Genomic DNA, 20,922 nt, shown 5'->3' on the forward strand with positions numbered 1-20,922 from the left:
AGGCCAAACCGCTCCAGGCCGAGCAGCGACGCCCATTCGGGGTTTTGCACGGCGCCCGGCGCTGGTCTAGAACCTGCTCATGTCCAGCACACCGACCGCACTCCCTTTCGAGGAACTCGCCGAGGCCATCCAGGGCCGGCGCTCCGATTACGGCCATATCAGCGGGCTCCAGCTCGATCGCTTCGCGCCGGCCGAGGCCTGGTCCAGCCTGCCCTACCGTCCCGTCTTCGTCGGCGACACCGAGACCGGCGTTCTGCATGGCGGCGTCGTCACCGCGATGCTGGACGAGAGCTGCGGCATGGCGGTGCAACTTGCGCTCGACGGCACGCGCGCGATTGCAACCCTGGACTTACGTATCGACTACCAGAAGCCGGCAACACCCGGCCTCGACATCAAGGCGCATTCGGTGTGCTACCGCACCACGCGCTCGATCGCCTTCGTGCGCTCCACCGCCTATCAGGAATCCGAGGACGATCCGGTCGCGACCGCGACCGCCTGCTTCATGATCGGCGCCAACCGCACCAACATGCTCGCCGATCGCCGGATGGACTTGCGCAGCATCCCGACTCTGGAGGCGCCGGAGGATCCGGATGGCCCGTTTGCGAATAGCCCGTTCGCGCGCTGCCTCGGCATCCGCGTCAACGACAATGGCACGCTGACGATGCCGTTCTCGCCGAAGATCATCGGCAATCCGATCCTGCCCGCGATCCACGGCGGCATGACCGGCGCCTTCCTCGAGACCACCGCGATCGTCGGCGTGGCACGTGAGCTCGGCGCTGCCGCGCCGCCCAAGCCGATCGGCCTCACCGTCAACTACTTGCGCTCCGGTCGCGCCCTCGACACGTTTGCCAACGTCTCGATCGTGAAGCAGGGCCGACGCATCGTGGCCTTCGAGGCGCGGGCCTGGCAGGACGATGCGAACAAGCCGATCGCCACCGCTTTCGGTCACTTCATGCTGCGGTCAACGCCGGGCCTCGAGCAGGATTAAGTCGCATCTGGCGGTACGCTACCCAAGACCACGAGCCTACACCGACGACCGTAAATTCCGATTCGTGATCGCGGCGCCATCGCCGTCGCACAAGCATTCTTGAGATCATGCTGCCCGATCTGGAGCGCGCCGTCGCCAGGTTCTCCACCCGCTCGTCGAAACGCGATGCTGCGATCGACGAGGCGAGGATTGAGTTGCTCGAGGAGTCCATCGACACCGCCATTCGTGGGCTGATCGCCGAGCGGACCGGCTTGGCTCCGTGGCTAAACCGATTTCTGGATGAACCGGAAGCGCTAAAGCGCGATGAGATTTGGATGAATCGTCATCGCGCTTTAGCTTGTTGTTTACGCATGATCTTTCCGGAAAACCGCTTCGCACTTTTCCGGATCATGCTTTAGCAACTTGGATCTCCGCGAATAAGATGCAGCCACCCAAATCGGAGCTCGAGCGCGTCGAGAGACGTCTTCGTCTACTCGATCGCCAGATCTTGGAATGCCGACACATCGAGCGCACGATCGCAAATATGCGCGTCCTGGCCGGTGGCGCAAGGCGAACCGCGGGTGTATGAGTCAGCAGCCTACGTTGCCGGCCCGGCGTTGCCGTGCGACCCGGAGTGCCTGATCTTCACCACATTGGGGCTTGACGGGCGACGCGCGCGTCTACAACGATACCGTGGTTCCACGAGAGGTACCGTCGTGCGGCATCCGATCGACATCGTCGCCATGTTCGCCGCGCTCTGGCTGCTGGCATCAATGGTGCTCGACGCGTTGACGCCGAAGGAGCTGACGGCGATCATGATCGCCATCGCCATCGGGCCGGCCATCGTCATCACCGCCGTGTTTTATTATCTGCGCTGCCCGCGAACCGACTTTGCGGTCATGTTCGCAGCGCTGTGGCTGATCTCTGACATCGCCATCGCCTTCATCTCGCCGAAGGAGCTGCCGCACTTCCTGATCATGCTCGGCTTTGTGCCGGCGCTGCTGATCGGCATCGTGCTGCACTGGCAACGCTTCCAGCGCCGCCATGAGCGGTTGCCGCTACCCTCGGCGAAGCGCGGCTGAGGACGCGCATTGGTATTCACCTCTCTCCATCGGCGGGAGGTCGGAAATGCTCTTGGCGATGCGAAGCGTCGTCCAGTGCAATCCGGGTGAGGGGCCGCAGCAGTCAGTGAGACTGCAACCCCTCACCCGGACCGCATTTGCAATGCGATCCGACCTCTCTCTTCAGGAGAGGTGAGGCCGAGCCGCCTCAGCCGGAATCAACGCGGCAACAAATTCGTCTTCGCAAGGTCCAGAACCTCGTCGCCGCGCCCGTTCATCACGGCGCGCAGGACCCACAGGCTGAAACCCTTGACCTGCTCGGCGGTGATGGTCGGTGGCATCGACAGCTCCTGCTTGGCGGTGACGACATCGAGCAGCGCCGGCCCATCGTGCGCCAACATCTCCTTCATCGCGCCAGGGAGCTCGCCGGGATCTTCGACGCGTTTCGCGAAGATACCCATCGCACGCGCCAGCGCGGCGAAATCGGGATTCTCCAGATCGACATTGGTGTCGACGAAGCCTGCCGCCTTCATCTCCAGCGCGACGAAGCCGAGCACGCCATTATTGAAGACGACCACCTTCACCGGCAGCTTCATCTGCGTCAGCGTGATGAGATCGCCCATCAGCATGGTGAAGCCGCCGTCGCCGGAGAGCGAGATCACCTGTCGCCCGGGCTGTGCGGCCTGCGCGCCGATCGCCTGCGGCATGGCATTGGCCATCGAGCCGTGCGCGAAGGAGCCGATCAGCCGGCGCCGGCCGTTCATGTCGAGATAGCGCGCCGCCCACACCGTCGGCGTGCCGACATCGGCAGTGAACACGGCATCCTCAGATGCGTGGTCGCTGATGACCTTGGCGAGATATTGCGGATGGATCGGCTTGCTGCCGGGCGTGCCCTTGGCGAGCGAGTCCAGACCTTCGCGCGCCCTCTTGTAGTGCACGATGGCATCGTCAAGATGCCTGCGCTGCGTCTTGGTCTTCAGCAGCGGCAGCAGCGCCTCGATGGTCAGCTTGACGTCGCCGACGAGGCCGAGATCGATCTTGCAGCGTCGCCCGAGATTTTCCGGACGGATGTCGATCTGCGCGATCTGGCAGCCGGTCGGGAAGAACTGCTTGTAGGGAAAATCGGTGCCGAGCATCACCAGCGCGTCGCAAGCGTGCATGGCGGCGTAGCCTGAGGAGAAGCCGATGAAGCCGGTCATGCCGACGTCGTAAGGATTGTCGTACTCGACATGCTCCTTGCCGCCGAGCGCATGCACGATCGGGCTCTTGAGCGCTTCGGCCAGCTGCATCAACGGCGCATGCGCGCCGGCGCAGCCGCGGCCGCAGAACAGCGTGACACGCTCGGCGCGGTTCAGGAGGTTCGCAAGCGCCTTCAGCTCATCGGGCTGCGGCTCGACCTTCGGCGCAGCCAGCGCAAGCCCGCGCGCCGTCGATAGCGCGCGCTTCGGCGGGCTGCGGAAAGCGACATCGCCGGGCATGGCGACGACCGCGACACCGCGCAGGCCCACCGCCGCGCGGATCGCATTCTCCAGCACGTAAGGCAGCTGGCTCGGGTCCGAAACCAGTTCGCAATAATGGCTGCATTCGCGGAACAGGTTCTGCGGATGCGTCTCCTGGAAATAGCCGCCGCCGATCTCCGCGGTGGGGATCTGCGCTGCAATCGCCAGCACCGGAACGCGACTGCGATGCGCATCGAACAGCCCGTTGATCAGATGCAGATTGCCCGGGCCGCAGGAGCCCGCACACACCGCAAGACTTCCCGTCATCTCGGCTTCGCCGGCCGCGGCGAAGGCCGCAACCTCTTCGTGGCGAACATGGATCCATTCGATCGTGCCGCGGCGACGCAGCGCCTCAGTCAGCGCGTTCAGACTGTCGCCGACGATGCCGTAGATGCGTTTGACGCCGGCCTGCTCGAGCGTTGCCACGAACAGATCGGCCACGTTGTTGATCGCCATGTCGGTCTCCTGCTTCAGCCATTCGCATGCGCACGATGCGCGAACATCGCGGCACCGCGAAGGACAATAAGCTATCACACGATCAAGGCTTGTCTGTTCCGGCTCACTTTTTCGCAATCGCCCGATCGTAGGCCGCGACTGTCACCTTTGCGCGAGCTGCGACATCGGCTGCACTCATGCCGGGCTTGTAGAGGCTGGAGCCGAGGCCGAATGCGGTCACACCACCGTCGATGTACTCCGCAAAGTTCTGGTCGGAGACGCCGCCGACGGCGGCGATCATCACGCCTGATGGCAGCACGGCGCGGATTGCGGCAATGCCGGAGGCGCCGAGCACGCTCGCCGGAAAGAATTTTAGGCTCGACGCGCCGGATCGCATGGCGAGCAGCGCTTCGGTCGGCGAGAAAACGCCGGGCATCGTGATCATGCCGTGCTGATGCGCGCGCGCCAGCACCTCGGTGTCGACATTGGGCGAGACCATCAGTCGGCCGCCGACATCGTTGAGACGATCGACATCTGCCGTGGTCAGCACCGTGCCGGCGCCGATCAACACGCCTGATGGCGCCCGCTTCACCGCCATCGCGATGGAGCGGAATGGATCCGGCGAGTTCAAGGGAATCTCGATCGCGGTCATGCCGGCCTCGATCAGCACGCCGACGATCGCCTCGGTCTCCTCGGGCCTGACGCCGCGCAGGATCGCGACCAGCGGCCGCTTCATCGACGGAAAGGGAACGCTCATCTCAAGAATCCTTCCACTTCGTCCAGATCGCGGCGGCCGCCATCGACAGGCCGCGGCGGACGGCTTCATCCGCATCGACGGGCCTTGCGGTCACCGACAGCGCCTCGAAACCCAGCCGATACAGCATCGCAAGCCGCCCCGAGGCAATCAGCTGGACACCCGCTGGCGGCACGGCGCCGGAGAGCCCCGCGGCCAGCTCGACGCCGATCAACGTGCCAGACAGCGTCTCGCGCGCCGCGGCCGGCGTGCCGCCGAACAGAAGCTGCCGCGACCGCGCGGTGAACAGAAGGTTGGCAGCGAAGGCCGGGGCGTCGAACGCGGCCTTCACGGCCGCCTTGAAGCTCACGACATCCTCAGTGTCGTCTGCGCCGGCGACCGCGAGCGACAGGATGGTCTCGCGCGAGACGACACTGAACAGCTCGCCGGTCATGAACGTGGAAAATCGTTCGACAGTCCCGTCCGTCACGCGAACCCATTTCGAATGCGTGCCGGGCATGCAGACCAGCGCCTCACCCGCGGCATCGAGGCCGAGCGCGCCGAGCAATTGCGTCTCCTCGCCGCGCATCACGTCCGGCGCTGTTGCATCGCGCTGCGCGATGCCCGGCAGGATGCGGATGTCGCGCGCCTCGCCCGGCACGCGCACGGCCTGTTTCAGAACGGCGGAGAGCGGCGCCGGCGTGTCGACATAGCCGGCCTCGACCCAGCCGTTACGGGCACCGGCCATGCCGCAGACGAGCACCGGCAGATGATCCGGCGCTTCGACGGCCGCAAGATGCGATTGCAGCACGGTGGGAAAGCCAGCCTTGGCCGCGGCCAGCATGCCCTCGCCGCTGCGGCGCTCGGTCAGCGCCTGGCCGGCGCGATCGATCAGCCAGAGCCGGAAGCTGCTGGTGCCCCAGTCCACCGCGACGTAAGCGGGTTCGGTCATGTCAGGTCTCGTCCTCGTCTCACGGCTAAGACGCCGTCTCGCGACACATGAGACGATGTCTTGCAGGCTCCCGTCGAGATACCGGCTATTGCGCGGGCAAACCAGCCCTTTCTCTTCAATTTGAGACCCCGCCGCGCTGGCACACCGCTTGCTCAAGCTGGGTCACTCAATCCGTCAACGCGCGGCAAGACGCGTCAACATCAGATGAGGAAACCCATGGAGATCGGTTATTTCACGATGCCCTCGCATCCGCCGGAGTGCGGCCTGAAGGAAGGGAACGACTGGGACCTGCAAGTCATGCGCTGGCTCGACGAACTCGGCTATCAGGAGGCCTGGGTCGGCGAGCACCACACCGCACCCTGGGAACCCAATCCCACGCCGGACCTCCTGATCGCGCAGGCGCTGATGCAGACCAAACGCTTGCGCATCGGACCGGGCGGCTTCCTGTTGCCCTATCACCATCCGGCCGAGCTCGCCAACCGCGTCGCCATGCTCGACCATCTCTCCGAGGGCCGGCTCAATTTCGGCGTCGCGGCTTCTGGGCTGCCGAGTGACTGGGCGATGTTCAACGTCGACGGCATGAGCGGGCAGAATCGCGACATGACCCGCGAGGCGCTGGAGATCATTCTCAAACTCTGGACCGAGCCGGCACCCTTTACCCACAAGGGCAAGTTCTGGACGGTGACCAAGCCTGACACGATGTTCGACTTCCTCAAGCCGCACATCAAGCCGCTGCAGGCGCCACATCCGCCGATCGGCGTCGCCGGGCTTTCCAAGAACTCGGACACGCTGAAGCTCGCCGGCGAGCGCGGCTTCATCCCGATGAGTCTCAACCTCAACCCGGCCTATGTCTCCAGCCATTGGGACTCGGTCGAGATCGGCGCGGCCAAGACCGGGCGCAAGCCGAACCGGCAGGATTGGCGTCTCGTGCGTGAAGTGTTCGTCGCCGACACTGATGAAGAGGCCTGGAAGCTCTCGACCGGCGACATGATGGGCCGGATGATGCACGAGTACTTCCTGCCGCTGCTCGGCCATTTCGGCTTCAAGGACTATCTGAAGCACGCACCCGACGTGCCCGACAGCGACGTCACCGTCGAATATTGCGCCAAGCGGAACTGGATCGTCGGCTCGCCTGCGACGGTCGCCGAGAAGATCGAGAAGATCTACGACGAGGTCGGCGGCTTCGGCGTGCTGCTGGTGTTCGGTTTCGACTACAAGCACAAGGCCGAAGCCTGGCATCACTCGCTGTCGCTGCTGAAGAACGAGGTGATGCCGCGTCTTGCGCATCTCGGCTCCGCGAAGAAGGCGGCTTGACCCGCAGCGGGTGCGGCGCGATCGTGCCGCACCCGCATTCATTTGGGAGATTTCCGCGTGTCCGTGGATGCAAAGGATTTCAAGCAGGCCATGCGCCAATGTGCCGGCGCCGTGGCGCTGGTCACGGTCGGCGCGGAGCACGGCAAGCGCACGGGGCTCACAGTCACGTCGGCCTGCTCGCTGTCGGACAATCCGCCGTCGCTGATCGTCTGCGTCAACCGCAATGCCAGCGCCCATGCACGCATCCGCGAGGAAGGCGCCTTTGCGATCAATTTCCTGCACGAGGAACACGCGCTGCTGGCGCTCACCTTCAGCGGCCAGAAGGGCGTCAACGGCGACGATCGCTTTGCCTTCGGGCAATGGACACGCGGCGCCACCGGCGCGCCGGTGCTGACGGATGCGGTGGCGGCATTCGACTGCGTGTTGGCGCAGGAGTTCGAGACCAAGACGCATTCGATCTTCGTCGGTGAGGTCCGCGGTGTCTCGCATGCGGATGCCGCCAAGCCGCTGGTCTATCTGCGCGGCAATTTCCATACGCCGCACGAGATCCGCGAGATGGTCGCGCTCGGCGACCTCGATGCGCGGCATCTGAGCTGGACGGATTTTTCGTGACGAGCGCTCGCGTTCTTCCTAATGCGCGATGAGATTTGGATGAATCGTCATCGCGCTTTAGCTTGTTGTTTGCATGATCATTCCGGAAAACCGCTTCGCACTTTTCCGGATCATGCTTTAGGGGGAAGACCCCCTCGCCACATGCAGTTGAGCCCTACTGCGCCGTCTCGATATTCAACTGCTTGAGCTTCCGATAAAGCGTCGCGCGGCTCAGCTTCAGCGCGCGTGCGGCCTCGGTGACGCGGCCGCCATGCCGGCGCAGGGCTTCCACGATCGTCGCGCGCTCGGCTGCCGCGAGATCCAGCTCCGCCCTCCCGCCAAACGGCGGCAGATCGAGGTCGGAGTCGGCAATCACACCGTTCTCCGCCGTACAGCCGGCGAGCCGTAGCACGTGGCGGAGCTGGCGCATGTTGCCGGGGAACGGATAGGTCGCGAGCTGCGACCAGGCCTGGTCCGAAAGGCGGCAGTTCGGCGCCTCCTCGCGCGCGATCTGGCGGATGATGTCGCCGCGGTCCGCACGCTCGCGCAAGGCCGGCAGGTGCACCTCGAGGCCGCGCAGGCGGAAATAGAGGTCGGCGCGGAACGCGCCCTCTTGCGCCATGCGGCCGAGATCGCGATGGGTGGCGCTGATCAGGCGGATGTCGACGGCGACAGGCTTGAGCGCGCCGAGCGGCCAGACCTCGCGGTTCTCCAAAACGCGCAACAGGCGCGTCTGGAGCGCAATCGGCATATCGCCGATCTCGTCGAGGAACAGCGTGCCGCCATCGGCCTGCACGATCAGGCCCTTCGAGCCCTCGCGCCGCGCGCCGGTGAAGGCGCCGGCCTCGTAGCCGAACAGTTCGGCGTCGATCAGGCTCTCGGGCATGGCCGCGCAATTCAGCGCGACATAATTGTTGCGCGCACGATTGCTCGCGGCGTGGATGGCGCGCGCGAACACGTCCTTGCCGACACCGGTCTCGCCATGCAGCAGGACCGGCAGATTGTGATCGCCGATGCTCATGAGCCGCTTCACGCTTCGGATCAGACCGGGATCGCGTCCAGCAAGCCGATGCAGGGCATCGAACCGGCCAGCAGGCGCATCGCGGCGCGGCACATGCGACCTTGCACGCAGCGGCGGAGCAACGCGCCCCTGTCCCAACGGACTGCCATCGGCGCGGCGCAGCTCGACCAACTCGTCCGCACCGCGCGCGGCGTGATGATCGAGCTTGATGTAGCGCGACAGATCGATGCCGGATGCGATGAGGCCATCGGTGAGGCCCAGCAGCGCACGCGCGGAACGGCAGGCGCCCACGATGCGGCGGTCGTCGTCATAGGCGACGAGGCCGCTGCCGCCGTCGCCGGGCAGGGTCGCGATCCAGGCGTTGCGGAAATGGCCACGGAAGATCGCGCCCTCCATCCGCCGCGTCGCCTCCATCGTCACCGCGAGTGCAAGCTGATGTGCGGCGCGCTCCAGATCCTCGCGGCAGGAGGTGATGTTGATGGCACCGGCGAGGCGCCCGGCCTGGTCGAACAGCGGCGCCACGGCGCAGGAGAACATGTGCCATTGCGCGCGGAAATGTTCGTCGCGATGCACCAGGATCGGCTTCTCCTCGGCCAGCGCGGTGCCGAGCCCATTGGTGCCTTCAAATGTCTCGGCGAAGTTCGAGCCCGTGTAGATCTTCCAGTCCAGGAACATCCTTGCGTCGGCCTCGCCCGGCAGGCGGCTGAACAGCATGGTCGCGTTCGCATCCGCGAGATTGACGCAATAGCCGGCGTCGCGCAGCACGCGGGCGAGATCCTCGAGCTCGGGCGTGGCGAGCCTGATCGTCTCCTCCATCGGTTCGGCGGCATGCCGGATCTCGGATTCGGTCAGCGTTTGCGGCGGGCCCTGACGGGCGGGATCGAGCTTGTGATTGACGAGGCACCGCCGCCAGGAATTGGCAATCCGCGAAGAGGCATCGACGTCGGCCACGTGGTTGGCGACGGACAAGACACGGGCGACATGGTTCGAGGCCGAAAGGCTGGCCATCGCGGACGTCTCCACCCTGTATTATTGTGCAAAGTCTGGCACCACAGGCGGGGATGTCAATCGGAAACCGGGGACGCAGTTGTATCGCGCGATGCCTCAGCGCCGTCATGGCGGGGCTTCGTCGCGGCCATCGACGTATTTCAGCGCGTGCGAAAGAACGTGGATGCCCGGGACGAGCCGGGCATGACGGTGCGGAGGCGAGTTCGCTAGAAACTTACGGCGCGCATTGCTGCACCGCCCTCACCACGTGTCGATGCACGGCCGCTTCTTCGCCGTCCTCGGCTCGGGCTTCGGCACGGAGCGCAGCCCCGCCATGATCCAGCGCCGCGTCTCGGCGGGATCGATGACGTTGTCGATCTCGAACACCGAGGCGATCGAGACCGCCTTGCCGTTGGCATAGAGCTCGGTAACCTTATTGCGGTAATAGGTCTCGCGCTGCTCGGGATCGGCGATCGCCTCCATCTCCTTGCGGAAGCCGAGGCGGACATAGCCCTCCAGGCCCATGCCGCCGAACTCGCCGGTTGGCCAGGCCGCGGTGAAGAAGGAGGCGTGGAAGCCACCGCCGATCATCGATTGCGCGCCGAGACCATAGCCCTTGCGCAGCACGATGCCGAACAGCGGCACGGTGAGGCTCGCGCCGGTGACGAACATGCGCGAGACGTGGCGCACGATCGCAGTCTTCTCCGCTTCGGGGCCAACCATGAAGCCGGGCGTGTCGCAGAGCGAGACGATGGGCAGATCGAACGCGTCGCAGAGCTGGAGGAAGCGCGCAGCCTTGTCGCCGGCATCGGCATCGATGGCGCCGCCGAGATGGCGCGGATTGTTGGCGATGAGGCCGAACGGCTTTCCCTCGATGCGGATCAGCGCGGTGATCATGCCGACGCCGTAATCGCGGCGCAGCTCAAGCACGGAATCCTCGTCGGCGAGGAGGTCGATCACGTCGCGGATGTCGTAGACGCGCAATCGGTTCTCGGGGATGGCGCGGCGAAGCAGGCGCTGGTCGGCGGCTTCCCACTCGGTCACCGCGCCCTGGAAATAGGACAGATATTTCTGCGCGACGCGCGTCGCCTCTTCCTCGTCCTCGACCAATATATCGATGACGCCGTTCGGCGACTGGAACGAAACCGGGCCCACCTCGGCCGGGTGATAGACGCCGAGCCCGCCGCCCTCGATCATCGCGGGACCGCCCATGCCGATCGAAGCGTTTTTGGTGGCGATGATGACGTCGCAGCAGCCGAGCATCGCCGCGTTGCCGGCAAAGCAATAGCCGGAGACCACGCCAATCACCGGCACAAGGCCCGACAGTCTTGCGAACTGCACGAAGGACGGACCGTCGAGGCCGGTCATCCCGAGCCGGTCGGTATCGCCGGGTCGGCCGCCGCCGCCTTCCGCATAGAACACCAGCGGCACGCGCCAGTCTTCCGCGAGCGTCAGCATGCGGTCGATCTTCTTGTGATTCATGTGGCCCTGCGTGCCCGCGAGCACGGTATAGTCATACGCCAGGACGATGCAGCGGCCGCCTTCGGCGCCGAACTTCTCGGCATTGACCGTGGCAACGCCCATGACCAGGCCGTCGGCCGGCGTGTTCTTGATGAGGTCGTCGAGCTTGCGGCGGCGGCGCTGTGCCGCGATCGCGAGACTGCCATACTCCATGAAGGAGCCGTCGTCGACGAGCTGTGCGATGTTCTCGCGCGCGGTGCGCTGGTTGGTGTTGCGGCGGCGCTCGACCGCAGCCGGGCGGTTCTCGTCAAGCGTGTTGGCCTGGCGCGCGATCAGCTCGGCAAGATCAGGGCGGATGTGGTCGAGATCGATCTCCGATTCCGCCGCCGCGCTATCAGCCGCGACGTCGAGCGGCTCGAGATACAGGATCGGCTCGCCATGCAGCAGCGTAACGCCATCGCCGGCGACGAGCTTCATGACGCGGCCGCCCTGCTCGGCCATGATCAGATGCTCCATCTTCATGGATTCGATCACGGCGAGTTGCTGGCCGGGGCGGACGATCTCGCCTTCCTTCACCTGAATGGTGACGATGGTCCCTTGCAGCGGCGCCGCAACCATCACCGCGCCTTCGGGTACGACTTGCGCGACGTGCGCCTCAGCGGCGAGCGTGCCGCTTCGCTCGGTCGCAGCGAAGTAAAGCGGCTTGGCTGCGCCATCGGCGGCTTCGACAAGTCTTGCGATGTTGCGATCGATGAAATCGGTCGCGATGCGGTTGGTCCTGAAATCGGGATGCGCGAGCACGGCCTGGAGGAAGGCGATGTTGGTGACGACGCCGTCGATCCGGAACTCGCGCAAGGCACGCGAAGCCTTGGCGACCACGTCATGCCAGGCCTCGCCCGGCGTATGCACGATGACTTTCGCCAGCAGCGAATCGAAAGCTGCGCTGGTCTTGTAGCCGGCATAGCCAAAACTATCGACGCGGACGCCTGGGCCCGACGGCGGCTCGAACACGGCAAGCACGCCGCCGGTCGGATGCGTCGCGCCGGTCTCGTCCAGCGTCTCCATGTTGACGCGGAGCTGCATGGCATAGCCGTGCGGCTCGGGGATCGAACCCTGCGCAAGACCCAGCGAGGCCAGCGTGCTGCCTGCAGCGACCGCGAGCTGGGCGCGGACGAGGTCGAGCCCGAGCACCTCTTCCGTCACGGTATGCTCGACCTGGAGCCGCGGATTAGCCTCGATGAAGGCAAAGCTGTCTTCGGCGGTGCCGTCGATCAGGAATTCGAATGTACCGAGACTATCGTAGGACGCGGCTGCCGCGAGCTGCTTCGCCGCCTCGATGATACGGCCGCGCAGGGCATCGCTCAGCGAAGGGCTCGGCGCCACTTCGATCAGCTTCTGGTGCCGCCGCTGGATGGTGCATTCGCGCTCCCAGAGATGGGAGATCGCGCCATGGCGGTCGCCGATGATCTGCACCTCGATATGGCGCGCCTGCCGGATCAGCCGCTCGGCGTAGACGCCGTCGAAGCCGAATGCCGCCTTCGCCTCCGACTGGCAGCGCACATAGGCTTCCGCGAGATCGGACGCGTTCTCGACCACGCGCATGCCGCGGCCGCCACCGCCTGCCATCGCCTTGATCACGATCGCCGCCTTGCTGCCCAGAGAAGTGAAGAACGCCGAAATCTCCTCCAGCGAGGACGGCCCGCTGGTGCCGGCGATGATGGGGACGCCGCAGCGCTTTGCCAGTTGCCGTGCCGCAACCTTGTCACCGAACAGTTCGAGCGCCGCGGCCTTCGGCCCGACGAAAACGATGCCCGCATCGCTGCAAGCCTCGGCGAATGCCGCGTTCTCGCTGAGAAAGCCGTAGCCGGGATGCACGGCATCGCAGCCAGCCGCCGTCGCCGTCTTCGCCACCGCATCGATATCGAGATAGGCCCGGGCGCCGCGGCCGGGGATTTCGACCGCTTCGTCGGCAACGCGCACGTGCAGCGACAGCGCATCGTCGGCGGGGTGGATCGCAACCGTCGCGATGCCGGCGTCGGCCGCCGCGCGCGCGATGCGGATGGCGATCTCGCCGCGATTGGCAATCAGGAGCTTCTTGAACGACATCGTGGTCTCTCACTCAAACGGCAGCGGGCAGGTTGGGATTGAGGTCTTGCTTCTTCACCTTGCCCGTCGCCGTCAGTGGCAGGGCTTCGATAATACGCACTTCCGGGACCTTGTAGACGGCCATGCGCTCGGCGCACCAGGCGCGCAGGTCTTCCGCGGAGATGGTGCCTACCGCCTCCGGCTTGAGCTGGATATAGGCCACCGGCACCTGGCCCTTATCAGGGTCGTCGCGCCCGACCACACCGGAGCCCAGCACCTTCGGATGCTGGCCGAGCAGCGCCTCGATCTCCGGCGGAAACACGCTCATGCCCTTGACCTTCAGCATCTCCTTGCGGCGGCCGAGGAAGTGCAGAAAACCGTCCTTGTCGATGGTGCCGATATCGCCCGTGCGCAGCCAGCCGTCGACGAGCGACTCCGCGGTGGCCTCCGGCTTGTTCCAGTAGCTCTTGAGCAGCGACGGCGTCCGCACGCGGATCTCGCCTTCCGCGCCGAGCGGCGGCAGCGCGCCGGTTTCGAAATCGGTGATCTTGAACTCGGCGCCGGGGACCGGCAGGCCGACGAAGATCGGCTGGCTGTTGAGATCGAAATCATCGTCCTGGAAGCCCGCCGTGAACGTGTTGGACGTGTGGGTCTCGGTCATGCCCCAGGCCGCCTCCATCAGGATCGTGCCGGTGAGATCCTTCCAGCGCCTGCGATAGTCGGCATTGAGCTTCTTGACGAAGGAGACGACGCGCACCTGCTTCAGGGACGACAGGTCGAACTCGCGCCAGCGCGGATGATCCATCAGCTCGACCGCACCGTCGACCGGCATCGCGGTGATCGTGACCTTGTACTTGTCGATCGCGCCATCACGCCGACGGCGTCCCAGCGCGCGAGCAAAACCAGCGTCGCGCCAGAGAACAGCGGGAAGATCAAGCCGAAATTCTCGCCCGCGATCCAGAACTCCGGGAAGAACGACAGAAACACGCTGCTCTCGTCCGACAGCACCGAGATGCCGTAATTGGCGGCGGCGGTGTAGACCATGTCGCGATGGGTATGGACGCAGCCCTTGGGCATGCCAGTGGTGCCGCCGGTGTAGTTGAGCGCCGCGACATCATCGAGATCCGGTGGCGGCAGCGGGGTTGGCGCGGGCATTGCCGCGAGCGCGGTCAACAGATCGGTTGCGCCCGGTACCGCGATGCGCGGTGTGCGGATCGAGTCAGGCGCGGGAAACGCAGGCGCTGGCGGAACGACGTCGGCAAAGCTGGTGACGATGATTTCGCGCAGGCGCACCTCGCCGCGGACCTGCTCGACGACCGGGATGAGCTGGTCGAGCGCGACGATCACTTCGGCCTGGGTGTCGTTGAGCTCGTAAGACAGCTCGAACGCGCGCGACAGCGGGCTGACGGGGACATGGACCGCACCGAGCTTCAAGATACCGAAGAACACGATGTGGAATTGCGGGCAGTTCGGCAGGAACACGGCGACGCGATCGCCCTTGCGCACGCCCTTGGCCTCGAGCAGCGCCGCGAAGCGATCGCTCTGCCGGTCGAGATCGGCATAGGTGGTGACGTGACCGTAAAAGATCACCGCGGGCCGCTCGGGACTGCGCTTTGCCCAGGCGCGCAGATATTCCGTCAAGGGAACTTCGCCGTGCAGATAGTTCGGCGAGCGCGGCATGCCCCGCGGCCAGGCCTTGTCCCACAAACCGCGCAGGGTGGCGAGGTAGTCCTTCTCGTCGAGGCCCACGTTCATGACGTCCTTCCCGTGTTGCTTTTCTTCTCGCGAAGGCACGCAGGTGCCGTCGATCGACATCGCTACAGGTCGAGCACGGCAGAGGTCATGTCAAGAAAAACAGCACCGCGTCGCGGCCGATGCCGCGACGCGGAAATACCAGACGTCTCGCAGCGCTCTTTCGCTAGCCCGCACGCCTGCAACGAAGGCGCTGACCTCGGTTTCGAGCGATTGCAGCTTCTGCGCCAGCCGGCCACTCGATTGCAGGACGAGGCCGGCGGCCTCGCCGGTCGCCGCCGTGGCGTCGGTGAGGCCGGAGATGTTTTGCGAGACCTGCCCGGTGCCGGAGACGGCATCGAGGCAAGCGAGACTGACTGCATCAGAGATACGAATTCTTCCAATCTAGAACACCTCGACGTCGCCTCTCCGAGCGTTGACTTGATGAGGTCTCTGGCAGAACGATCGGCGCAGATCATCCGCGCCAACTCCGGCGTGAGCGCAGCCAAAGGCCAGAGGCTCAATGCATCAATCGACACATACCAGGGTCCTCGAGCTCCCTGCGCTGAGCGCGGCGGAGCGGCTCTTCATCTGGGGATTCAGGCGAAGGCACGCAGCGGAGGCGCCGTTCCGACCGCGGCCGATATCAAGGAGGTGTACGACCATTTTTGCGTCGGCGATGCCGTGCCGTCGCTGGAGTCCATCATCGAGATCTTCGCCTGCACGGCCCATACCGCCATCGAAGTGCATTGCCCGACTTGTCCCCGCATGTCGGACGGCGAGCACGGAATTCTGCGCGCCATCGCCGCGGCGCAGCGGGACCGCATCGATGTCGCGCGCGAGCAGTTCGAGCGCTGGCTGCTACCGGTCGGCGCCGATTGGGCGCTCGCGCCGGTCCAGGGGCTTGCAACGATCTTCCGCATGGCCGGTCTCATCCTGCCCGACCGGCACCTGCGGTCTTTCGAGCATGACCGGATGATGGCGATGAAGAGCTGGCTGGTCGGAAGCCCCACGCTGCATTGACCAGGCGGGCTTGATGCGCCTGCTTGCGGTCGCACGGCGCAAGCAGCCGGGTGAGCTCGCCTCACTCGTTTGCCAGTTCGTCGGCTCCGACAAGGAGGACGCGGCGACGCTGGCGCGGTTGCGTTCTGCTGAGCTTTGACAGGCTCTGGTCGCATATCTCCTCTTGAGAATTGATCGCCGGAAGGCTCTGATGGGGTGCGGAGATCGATACGATGATCCGACTGCGCGGCGCCCACGGCGCTCCCCGGACGAGACGGACGAAGGCACCGGCCGAGCCGGAGGTTGAATGAGATGGTGGTGTTCCGCGGCAGCTGCCTGTGCGGAGAGGTCGCCTTCGAGGTCGATGGTCCGTTCGACCGTTTCCTCAACTGCCACTGCTCGCGCTGCCGCAAGGCGACAGGAACGGCGCATTCCTGCGAGGTCATCGTGAAGGCGCAGGCGCTGCGATGGCTGCGCGGTGAAGCATCCGTCGCGCGCTTCGATCTGCCCAATGCGCGAAGCTTTGCCACCGCGTTCTGCAAGATCTGCGGCAGCCCGATGCCGCATTTGACTCGCAGCGGGCGCGAGGCGATCATCCATGCCGGCGCGTTCGACGAGAAGCTGGATGCGACACCCGACCGGCATGTGCAGTGGTCATCGCGCGCCGAATGGTATGTCCATGGGGATGGATTGTCCGTGGAGGATTGAGACACGACGCGGGCTTCACACCCCATCAACGCACGCCTCCATGATCGCGTCGAGCTGCGCCTTCGAGAGAACGCCGAGCTCGGCGATGAAGACGATGCGTGATCGCGGCACGCCCGGCGCCGGCGCATCGCCGGGTGCCAGCGTCGCGCGGCCGGCCGCGAACTGGAACACCATCATGCGGCCGGGCTGCTCGACGGTCTCGAACAGGCCTTTGGCGCGCGCCAGCTTTGGCGCCAATCGGTTGATGGCCTGCTGCAGGCGGGGCAGCGAGACCGGCTTGTCCGAGATCCAGCTCAGCGTCTCGAAGCGTTCTTCCGCCGGCCGGCGCGGGCCGACCTCGCGCGGCGCGGGCGCGCGATCGGCATTCGCAGGGAACAGCAGCGCGGCCGGAATCTCGCCGTGGTTTGCATCAACCACCACGGCGGGAACACGCAGCGCGCGGATGGCCGCGCGCATCCGCGCCCCCGCGCCCGCATCCGCCAGATCCAGCTTGCTCAACGCGACGATATCGGCGACGCGCAACTGCGACCGCAGCAGCGCGTCATCCAGGGCCGTTGCCGGCGCCGTCGCATCCATCACGCAGAGCACCGTCTCCAGCGGCGCCTCGCGCAGGATCACCGGGTCCATCAGATTGCGCACGATGTCGGCGGGATCGGCGACGCCGCTGGTTTCGATGACGATATACTCGGGCTTGGGATCTCGCCGCAGCAGCGTCGAGAGCGTGCGCAACAGATCGCCCTCGAGCGAGCAGCAGATGCATCCATTGCTGAGGCTGACCACGCCATCGCTCGCGCCCGCGATCAGCTCCGCATCGATGTTGATCGCGCCGAAATCGTTGACCACGGCGGCGATGCGCCGCCCCTCAGCATGCGCCAGCAGATGGTTCACGACCGTGGTCTTGCCGGCCCCCAAAAAGCCCGTCACCAGGAGAATGGGGACCTGCATGGGTCAGCCCTCAACGACAGGGCGGCGCACGGGCTTACCCGGCCGCGCCGCCACATCAAGCACGCCATCGCTGATCAGCACCTCGCCGCTGACAATCAGATGCCGCACGCCTTCGGAGGGACGGTTCATCGCCGTGAAGGTCGCGCGGTCCGAGAGCTTCTCGTAATCGAACACGACGACGTCGGCATCCGCGCCTTTCGCAAGCCGGCCCTTGGCCCGCATCGCGGGCGTGCTCTGCGAGAGGATCTCCGCGGGGATCAGTGCGCATTTGCGCACGCCCTCCAGCAGCGACACGGTCTTGCGCTCGCGCACCCATTCGCGGATGAATTTCGTGAAGCAGCCGGCCGAGCGCGGATGCGAGGTGGCATCATCCGGCAGCGGCCAGGCATCGCCGGCATAGGTGGTGCCGTCGGAGAGCGTCCATGGCATCGCGTCGGAGGCAATCGCGCCGCCGGGATAGAGCACCGACATGTCGAGCAGGTCGCGGTGATGCGCATTGTTCTCGGTGTCGAGGATGTGCCAGAGCACCAGCGAGGACGGCTCTTCGGCCTGCGCCTTGAGCAGCTGCTCGCGGTCGTGGAAGCGGTAGCCGTCGGTCACGCGCTGGACGGAATCGTAGCCGGTGCCGTTGCGCTCGACGAACTCCGGATCACTGAAGAAGGCGGCGGCCAGCACGGTCGAGCCGGTGCCGTAAGGATAGGCTTCGACCGTGATCGGCAGCCCCTGCGCCTGCGCCTTTTCGATCAGCACGCGGCAGCGCTCGACGTCGGTCTTGCTCGACGAGTTGAAATGGCAGATGTGCATGTGCGCGCCGGTGGCGCCGGCATAGCCGATCAGGCGGATATAGGCCTCCGCCGCGCTTTCGGGGTCGATGCGCGACATGAAGGCGACATGGGTGAAAGTCGGCACGTCCTTGGCCGCAGCCAGCTGGCACACCGCCGTCAGCTCCTGGACGCCGGCGCCCGGCGCATAGGCGTTCAGAATGCCGATGCCGATGCCGCCTTCGTTGAGGCCGCGGGTGAGACGCTCGAGGATGCCTGATACCTCCGCATCGGTTGCGACATTGTCCATCCAGCGGCGATCGCGCATGGCGTTGCCGAACGCCTCCAGCGAGCTCTCCGCATTGGAGCCGGTCATCGCGCCGATGCGCGCGAAGGCCCAGTTGGTGGCTGCGCCATAGTTCAGCACGCGGCCCTTCCGCGCCTGGCGCTCATACCAGGATGCGACCGGCAGCACGCCGGCCTCGAGATCGAGCGTCGTCGTGACGCCGTCGAACGCCTGCATGCGGTCGGCCGGAATCGACTGTCCATGCGCATGCAGGTCGATGAAGCCCGGGGCCACCACAAGCCCGGTCGCGTCGATCATCCGCTCGGCGCCGCCGAGGCCCGTGCCGACCGCGGCGATCTTGCCGTCCACCACCGCCACATCACCAACGGCGTCCATCCCGCTCGCGGGATCCACCACCCGGCCGCCAGAGATCACCAATCCGCTCATCTCGCCACTCCTCCGCCTTGAAATCGCATCAAGGCAGATTCCGGGGGCAACGACCACCTTCACGAAGGCCGATGCATCATGCTTCAGCGGAAGGCCATTTAGGGGATCGCAGACACGCGCCCGCATCCTCGCGGCAGGATTTGCCCGAGCTATGCTCCGCTTCACGCTCGATTTTGCCCGCGAGTGTCTGCCTGATGATTTCGACGACGCCCGTTATTTCTTCAGCAAGCGAGGCGCTTACCCGAAATTAAAGGCCCTGCTCGCCAGACGAGGTGCGATCGATCGATGGCATGCATACGAGAATAAGGCGATAGAGCAGGCCTTGCGCGAGCGGTGCGCGCTGCATGAGATCGAAATCGTGGGCTGATCTGACGTCCCCGCTCGGACACGGTTGGAACTTCGCCGGACGCTCGCAAGTCCTGCGGCGGGAACGTGGACGCCATGTCCACGCTGCCGAGTGCGAAACTGGCTCTGCCGTCTTCTCGCCCCCATTGTCATTCAGGGAGCTGGGCGGGGCGGCGTTACGGTGGGCAAAGTTCCCGAGGTTCCGTGTGATCGTCCGACGTCTTCTGCAACGCGACTCCCGTCATTCTGTTTCGCGCCGCGCGCTTCTTGGCGGACTCGTGTCGGCAGGAAGCGCACTCGCGCTGGGCGGATGCGCCGGCTTGGGTGCGACCGGCGCACGCTTCGACGCCTCGTCGCTGTCCGTTGACCCCACATTGCTCGTCGTCACCACGCGTAAGCCCGTGAACGGCCGCACCAAACCCTGGTTCGGGCCGGAGCGCGCGACGAGCATGACGGTCGCGCGGGCGAAGCTGGTGGCCCCGGACGAGAGCCGTCTTTCTCTCGCCTCGGTTGGACTCGACGATTGGCGTCTCGACCGGATCGAACCGGTGTCGACCGACGCCGGCGATCTCGCTGCGCAGGCCGGCGCAGGGGACGTGCTGATCTATGTGCACGGCTTCAAGCAGACATTCGAGACGGCGGTGCTGGATGGCGTCCATCTCTCCGACGGAATCAAGTTCCGCGGCCGGACCATGGTGTTCTCCTGGCCGTCCAAGGCCGGACTGTTCGACTACGCCTATGACCGCGACAGCGCGATGTGGTCTCGCGACGCTTTCGAACGCGTGCTCTCCGCGCTCGTCTCGGCGCCAGGCGGCGGCCGCGTGCACATCGTTGCGCACAGCATGGGAACGATGCTGACGCTCGAAAGCCTGCGTCAGCTTTATGCCCGATACGGCGATACAGTCACGAGCAAGATCGGCGCTGTGGTGTTTGCCTCGCCCGACATCGATATGGACGTGTTCTCGTCGTCAATCCAGCGCATCGGTCCGCTAACCGGCAAAATCACCGTGATTGCCTCGACGAACGATCGTGCACTGGCGCTGTCGGGGCAGATCGCCGGGGGAATGACCCGGGTCGGCGCCGCCGAGAAGGCCACCATCGCGCGGCTCGGCGTGCGCGTGGTCGATGCCTCCCAGGAAGGCTGGGGCATCATCAACCACGACCTGTTCTTGTCGAATGCGGAAGTGCAGCGCGTGATCCGCCGCTCGATCGACGGCACCACGGCGTAAGGGCGCGCACTTGCGCAGCTAGGGCGCGATCAGATTGGGATGAATCGTTGCCGCGCTTCAGGTCATTGCTTGAGCAGGATCTTTTCAGACCACCGCGTCGCGCTTTGAGCAAACGCGGCCCTCCGGGTGGCGGTGTCGCCACGGCGCCGCTAGCCGGCGGCAACACCGCCGCCGGCTAGCTGGCTCTTGGCGCTCGCTAAGCAGTTCGTCCCATCTGCTTACGCGAAGTGGAAGTCGTGGCTGTTCAGCTTGTCGAGCTGGGTGTTCTTCAGCGTGAGGGTGTCGCTCCCCGCCGCGATAACGACGTCGTGGCCTGACTGGGCCGCGTGGGAGAGAACGCTCGCAAAACTGTCGAACACGCT

Annotated in this window: 18 protein-coding genes and 1 pseudogene; 10 read left to right on the plus strand and 9 right to left on the minus strand. The window is 65.5% G+C overall.

From position 1 onward, the window contains the following. The first annotated feature begins 79 nt into the window (after positions 1–79). The 3 genes from P6U28_RS26700 to P6U28_RS26710 all read left to right on the plus strand — a co-directional run bounded on the left by P6U28_RS26700 (position 80) and on the right by P6U28_RS26710 (position 2,049). Positions 80–988 carry a PaaI family thioesterase gene (locus P6U28_RS26700; protein ID WP_122401112.1) on the plus strand — a complete coding sequence of 303 codons (909 nt, stop codon included), beginning with the start codon at positions 80–82 and terminating at the stop codon, positions 986–988. Positions 989–1,095: 107 nt separating this feature from the next. After that, the gene (locus P6U28_RS26705) at positions 1,096–1,386 is read left to right on the plus strand and encodes a hypothetical protein (protein WP_122401111.1); all 291 of its coding nucleotides are present in this window, start codon (positions 1,096–1,098) and stop codon (positions 1,384–1,386) included. A 297-nt stretch (positions 1,387–1,683) separates the two neighbouring features. Next, complete coding sequence (locus tag P6U28_RS26710) at positions 1,684–2,049, plus strand: hypothetical protein (protein WP_162500547.1); 366 nt, start codon at positions 1,684–1,686, stop codon at positions 2,047–2,049. A 197-nt stretch (positions 2,050–2,246) separates the two neighbouring features. On the opposite strand, the gene poxB is transcribed toward P6U28_RS26710, so the two are convergent. The 3 genes from poxB to P6U28_RS26725 all read right to left on the minus strand — a co-directional run bounded on the left by poxB (position 2,247) and on the right by P6U28_RS26725 (position 5,647). Next, positions 2,247–3,983: a ubiquinone-dependent pyruvate dehydrogenase gene (gene poxB, locus P6U28_RS26715; protein ID WP_407120248.1), complete on the minus strand. Its 1,737-nt coding sequence runs from the start codon at positions 3,981–3,983 to the stop codon at positions 2,247–2,249. Between the two features lie 103 nt (positions 3,984–4,086). After that, a complete protein-coding gene (locus tag P6U28_RS26720) occupies positions 4,087–4,719 on the minus strand; it encodes a 2-dehydro-3-deoxy-6-phosphogalactonate aldolase (RefSeq protein WP_122401109.1) in 633 nt (210 codons plus the stop codon). A gap of 1 nt (position 4,720) precedes the next feature. After that, positions 4,721–5,647, minus strand: a complete 927-nt coding sequence (locus P6U28_RS26725; RefSeq protein WP_122401108.1) for a 2-dehydro-3-deoxygalactonokinase — start codon at positions 5,645–5,647, stop codon at positions 4,721–4,723. Between the two features lie 216 nt (positions 5,648–5,863). On the opposite strand from P6U28_RS26725, the gene P6U28_RS26730 reads away from it, so the two are divergent. Both P6U28_RS26730 and P6U28_RS26735 read left to right on the plus strand, forming a co-directional pair. Further along, on the plus strand, positions 5,864–6,961 hold the full coding sequence (locus P6U28_RS26730; protein ID WP_122401107.1) for an LLM class flavin-dependent oxidoreductase: 1,098 nt from the start codon (positions 5,864–5,866) through the stop codon (positions 6,959–6,961). A 57-nt stretch (positions 6,962–7,018) separates the two neighbouring features. After that, a complete protein-coding gene (locus P6U28_RS26735) occupies positions 7,019–7,573 on the plus strand; it encodes a flavin reductase family protein (protein ID WP_122406402.1) in 555 nt (184 codons plus the stop codon). Positions 7,574–7,727: 154 nt separating this feature from the next. On the opposite strand, the gene P6U28_RS26740 is transcribed toward P6U28_RS26735, so the two are convergent. The 3 genes and pseudogenes from P6U28_RS26740 to P6U28_RS26750 all read right to left on the minus strand — a co-directional run bounded on the left by P6U28_RS26740 (position 7,728) and on the right by P6U28_RS26750 (position 14,861). Then, the gene (locus P6U28_RS26740) at positions 7,728–9,581 is read right to left on the minus strand and encodes a sigma-54-dependent Fis family transcriptional regulator (RefSeq protein ID WP_162500132.1); all 1,854 of its coding nucleotides are present in this window, start codon (positions 9,579–9,581) and stop codon (positions 7,728–7,730) included. Positions 9,582–9,821: 240 nt separating this feature from the next. Beyond that, positions 9,822–13,127: a carboxyl transferase domain-containing protein gene (locus P6U28_RS26745; RefSeq protein ID WP_407120249.1), complete on the minus strand. Its 3,306-nt coding sequence runs from the start codon at positions 13,125–13,127 to the stop codon at positions 9,822–9,824. 13 nt (positions 13,128–13,140) lie between these two features. Further along, a pseudogene (locus tag P6U28_RS26750) lies at positions 13,141–14,861 on the minus strand (AMP-binding protein). Between the two features lie 240 nt (positions 14,862–15,101). On the opposite strand from P6U28_RS26750, the gene P6U28_RS26755 reads away from it, so the two are divergent. The 3 genes from P6U28_RS26755 (at position 15,102) to P6U28_RS26765 (ending at position 16,547) form a co-directional block, all read left to right on the plus strand. Continuing rightward, the gene (locus P6U28_RS26755) at positions 15,102–15,860 is read left to right on the plus strand and encodes a hypothetical protein (RefSeq protein ID WP_407120250.1); all 759 of its coding nucleotides are present in this window, start codon (positions 15,102–15,104) and stop codon (positions 15,858–15,860) included. 13 nt (positions 15,861–15,873) lie between these two features. Then, the gene (locus P6U28_RS26760; protein WP_283809938.1) at positions 15,874–15,999 is read left to right on the plus strand and encodes a hypothetical protein; all 126 of its coding nucleotides are present in this window, start codon (positions 15,874–15,876) and stop codon (positions 15,997–15,999) included. Between the two features lie 152 nt (positions 16,000–16,151). After that, complete coding sequence (locus P6U28_RS26765) at positions 16,152–16,547, plus strand: GFA family protein (protein ID WP_122401104.1); 396 nt, start codon at positions 16,152–16,154, stop codon at positions 16,545–16,547. Positions 16,548–16,562: 15 nt separating this feature from the next. Here P6U28_RS26765 and P6U28_RS26770 read toward each other — a convergent pair whose 3' ends face one another. After that, entirely contained in the window at positions 16,563–17,492 is a 930-nt protein-coding gene (locus P6U28_RS26770) for a CobW family GTP-binding protein (RefSeq protein ID WP_407120251.1), read from the minus strand. Positions 17,493–17,495: 3 nt separating this feature from the next. Next, positions 17,496–18,986: an amidohydrolase family protein gene (locus P6U28_RS26775; RefSeq protein ID WP_407120252.1), complete on the minus strand. Its 1,491-nt coding sequence runs from the start codon at positions 18,984–18,986 to the stop codon at positions 17,496–17,498. A gap of 151 nt (positions 18,987–19,137) precedes the next feature. On the opposite strand from P6U28_RS26775, the gene P6U28_RS26780 reads away from it, so the two are divergent. Then, positions 19,138–19,353, plus strand: coding sequence for a hypothetical protein (locus P6U28_RS26780; protein WP_407120253.1), 216 nt, complete (start codon positions 19,138–19,140; stop codon positions 19,351–19,353). Between the two features lie 184 nt (positions 19,354–19,537). Beyond that, positions 19,538–20,560, plus strand: coding sequence for an alpha/beta hydrolase (locus P6U28_RS26785; protein ID WP_122401101.1), 1,023 nt, complete (start codon positions 19,538–19,540; stop codon positions 20,558–20,560). Between the two features lie 218 nt (positions 20,561–20,778). Here P6U28_RS26785 and P6U28_RS26790 read toward each other — a convergent pair whose 3' ends face one another. After that, positions 20,779–20,919 carry a hypothetical protein gene (locus P6U28_RS26790; protein ID WP_160118753.1) on the minus strand — a complete coding sequence of 47 codons (141 nt, stop codon included), beginning with the start codon at positions 20,917–20,919 and terminating at the stop codon, positions 20,779–20,781. Positions 20,920–20,922 lie beyond the last annotated feature (3 nt).

Source organism: Bradyrhizobium sp. STM 3561 (assembly GCF_045571455.1).
Lineage (GTDB): Bacteria > Pseudomonadota > Alphaproteobacteria > Rhizobiales > Xanthobacteraceae > Bradyrhizobium > Bradyrhizobium vignae.

What these genes read in the sequence shown, in the direction of transcription:
- P6U28_RS26700 (WP_122401112.1), top strand. Translation starts at nt 80, where the DNA reads ATGTCCAGCACACCGACCGCACTCCCTTTCGAGGAACTCGCCGAGGCC.
- P6U28_RS26705 (WP_122401111.1), top strand. Translation starts at nt 1,096, where the DNA reads ATGCTGCCCGATCTGGAGCGCGCCGTCGCCAGGTTCTCCACCCGCTCG.
- poxB (WP_407120248.1), bottom strand. Translation starts at nt 3,983, where the DNA reads ATGGCGATCAACAACGTGGCCGATCTGTTCGTGGCAACGCTCGAGCAG.
- P6U28_RS26720 (WP_122401109.1), bottom strand. Translation starts at nt 4,719, where the DNA reads ATGAGCGTTCCCTTTCCGTCGATGAAGCGGCCGCTGGTCGCGATCCTG.
- P6U28_RS26725 (WP_122401108.1), bottom strand. Translation starts at nt 5,647, where the DNA reads ATGACCGAACCCGCTTACGTCGCGGTGGACTGGGGCACCAGCAGCTTC.
- P6U28_RS26730 (WP_122401107.1), top strand. Translation starts at nt 5,864, where the DNA reads ATGGAGATCGGTTATTTCACGATGCCCTCGCATCCGCCGGAGTGCGGC.
- P6U28_RS26740 (WP_162500132.1), bottom strand. Translation starts at nt 9,581, where the DNA reads ATGGCCAGCCTTTCGGCCTCGAACCATGTCGCCCGTGTCTTGTCCGTC.
- P6U28_RS26745 (WP_407120249.1), bottom strand. Translation starts at nt 13,127, where the DNA reads ATGTCGTTCAAGAAGCTCCTGATTGCCAATCGCGGCGAGATCGCCATC.
- P6U28_RS26760 (WP_283809938.1), top strand. Translation starts at nt 15,874, where the DNA reads ATGCGCCTGCTTGCGGTCGCACGGCGCAAGCAGCCGGGTGAGCTCGCC.
- P6U28_RS26765 (WP_122401104.1), top strand. Translation starts at nt 16,152, where the DNA reads ATGGTGGTGTTCCGCGGCAGCTGCCTGTGCGGAGAGGTCGCCTTCGAG.
- P6U28_RS26770 (WP_407120251.1), bottom strand. Translation starts at nt 17,492, where the DNA reads ATGCAGGTCCCCATTCTCCTGGTGACGGGCTTTTTGGGGGCCGGCAAG.
- P6U28_RS26775 (WP_407120252.1), bottom strand. Translation starts at nt 18,986, where the DNA reads ATGAGCGGATTGGTGATCTCTGGCGGCCGGGTGGTGGATCCCGCGAGC.
- P6U28_RS26780 (WP_407120253.1), top strand. Translation starts at nt 19,138, where the DNA reads ATGCTCCGCTTCACGCTCGATTTTGCCCGCGAGTGTCTGCCTGATGAT.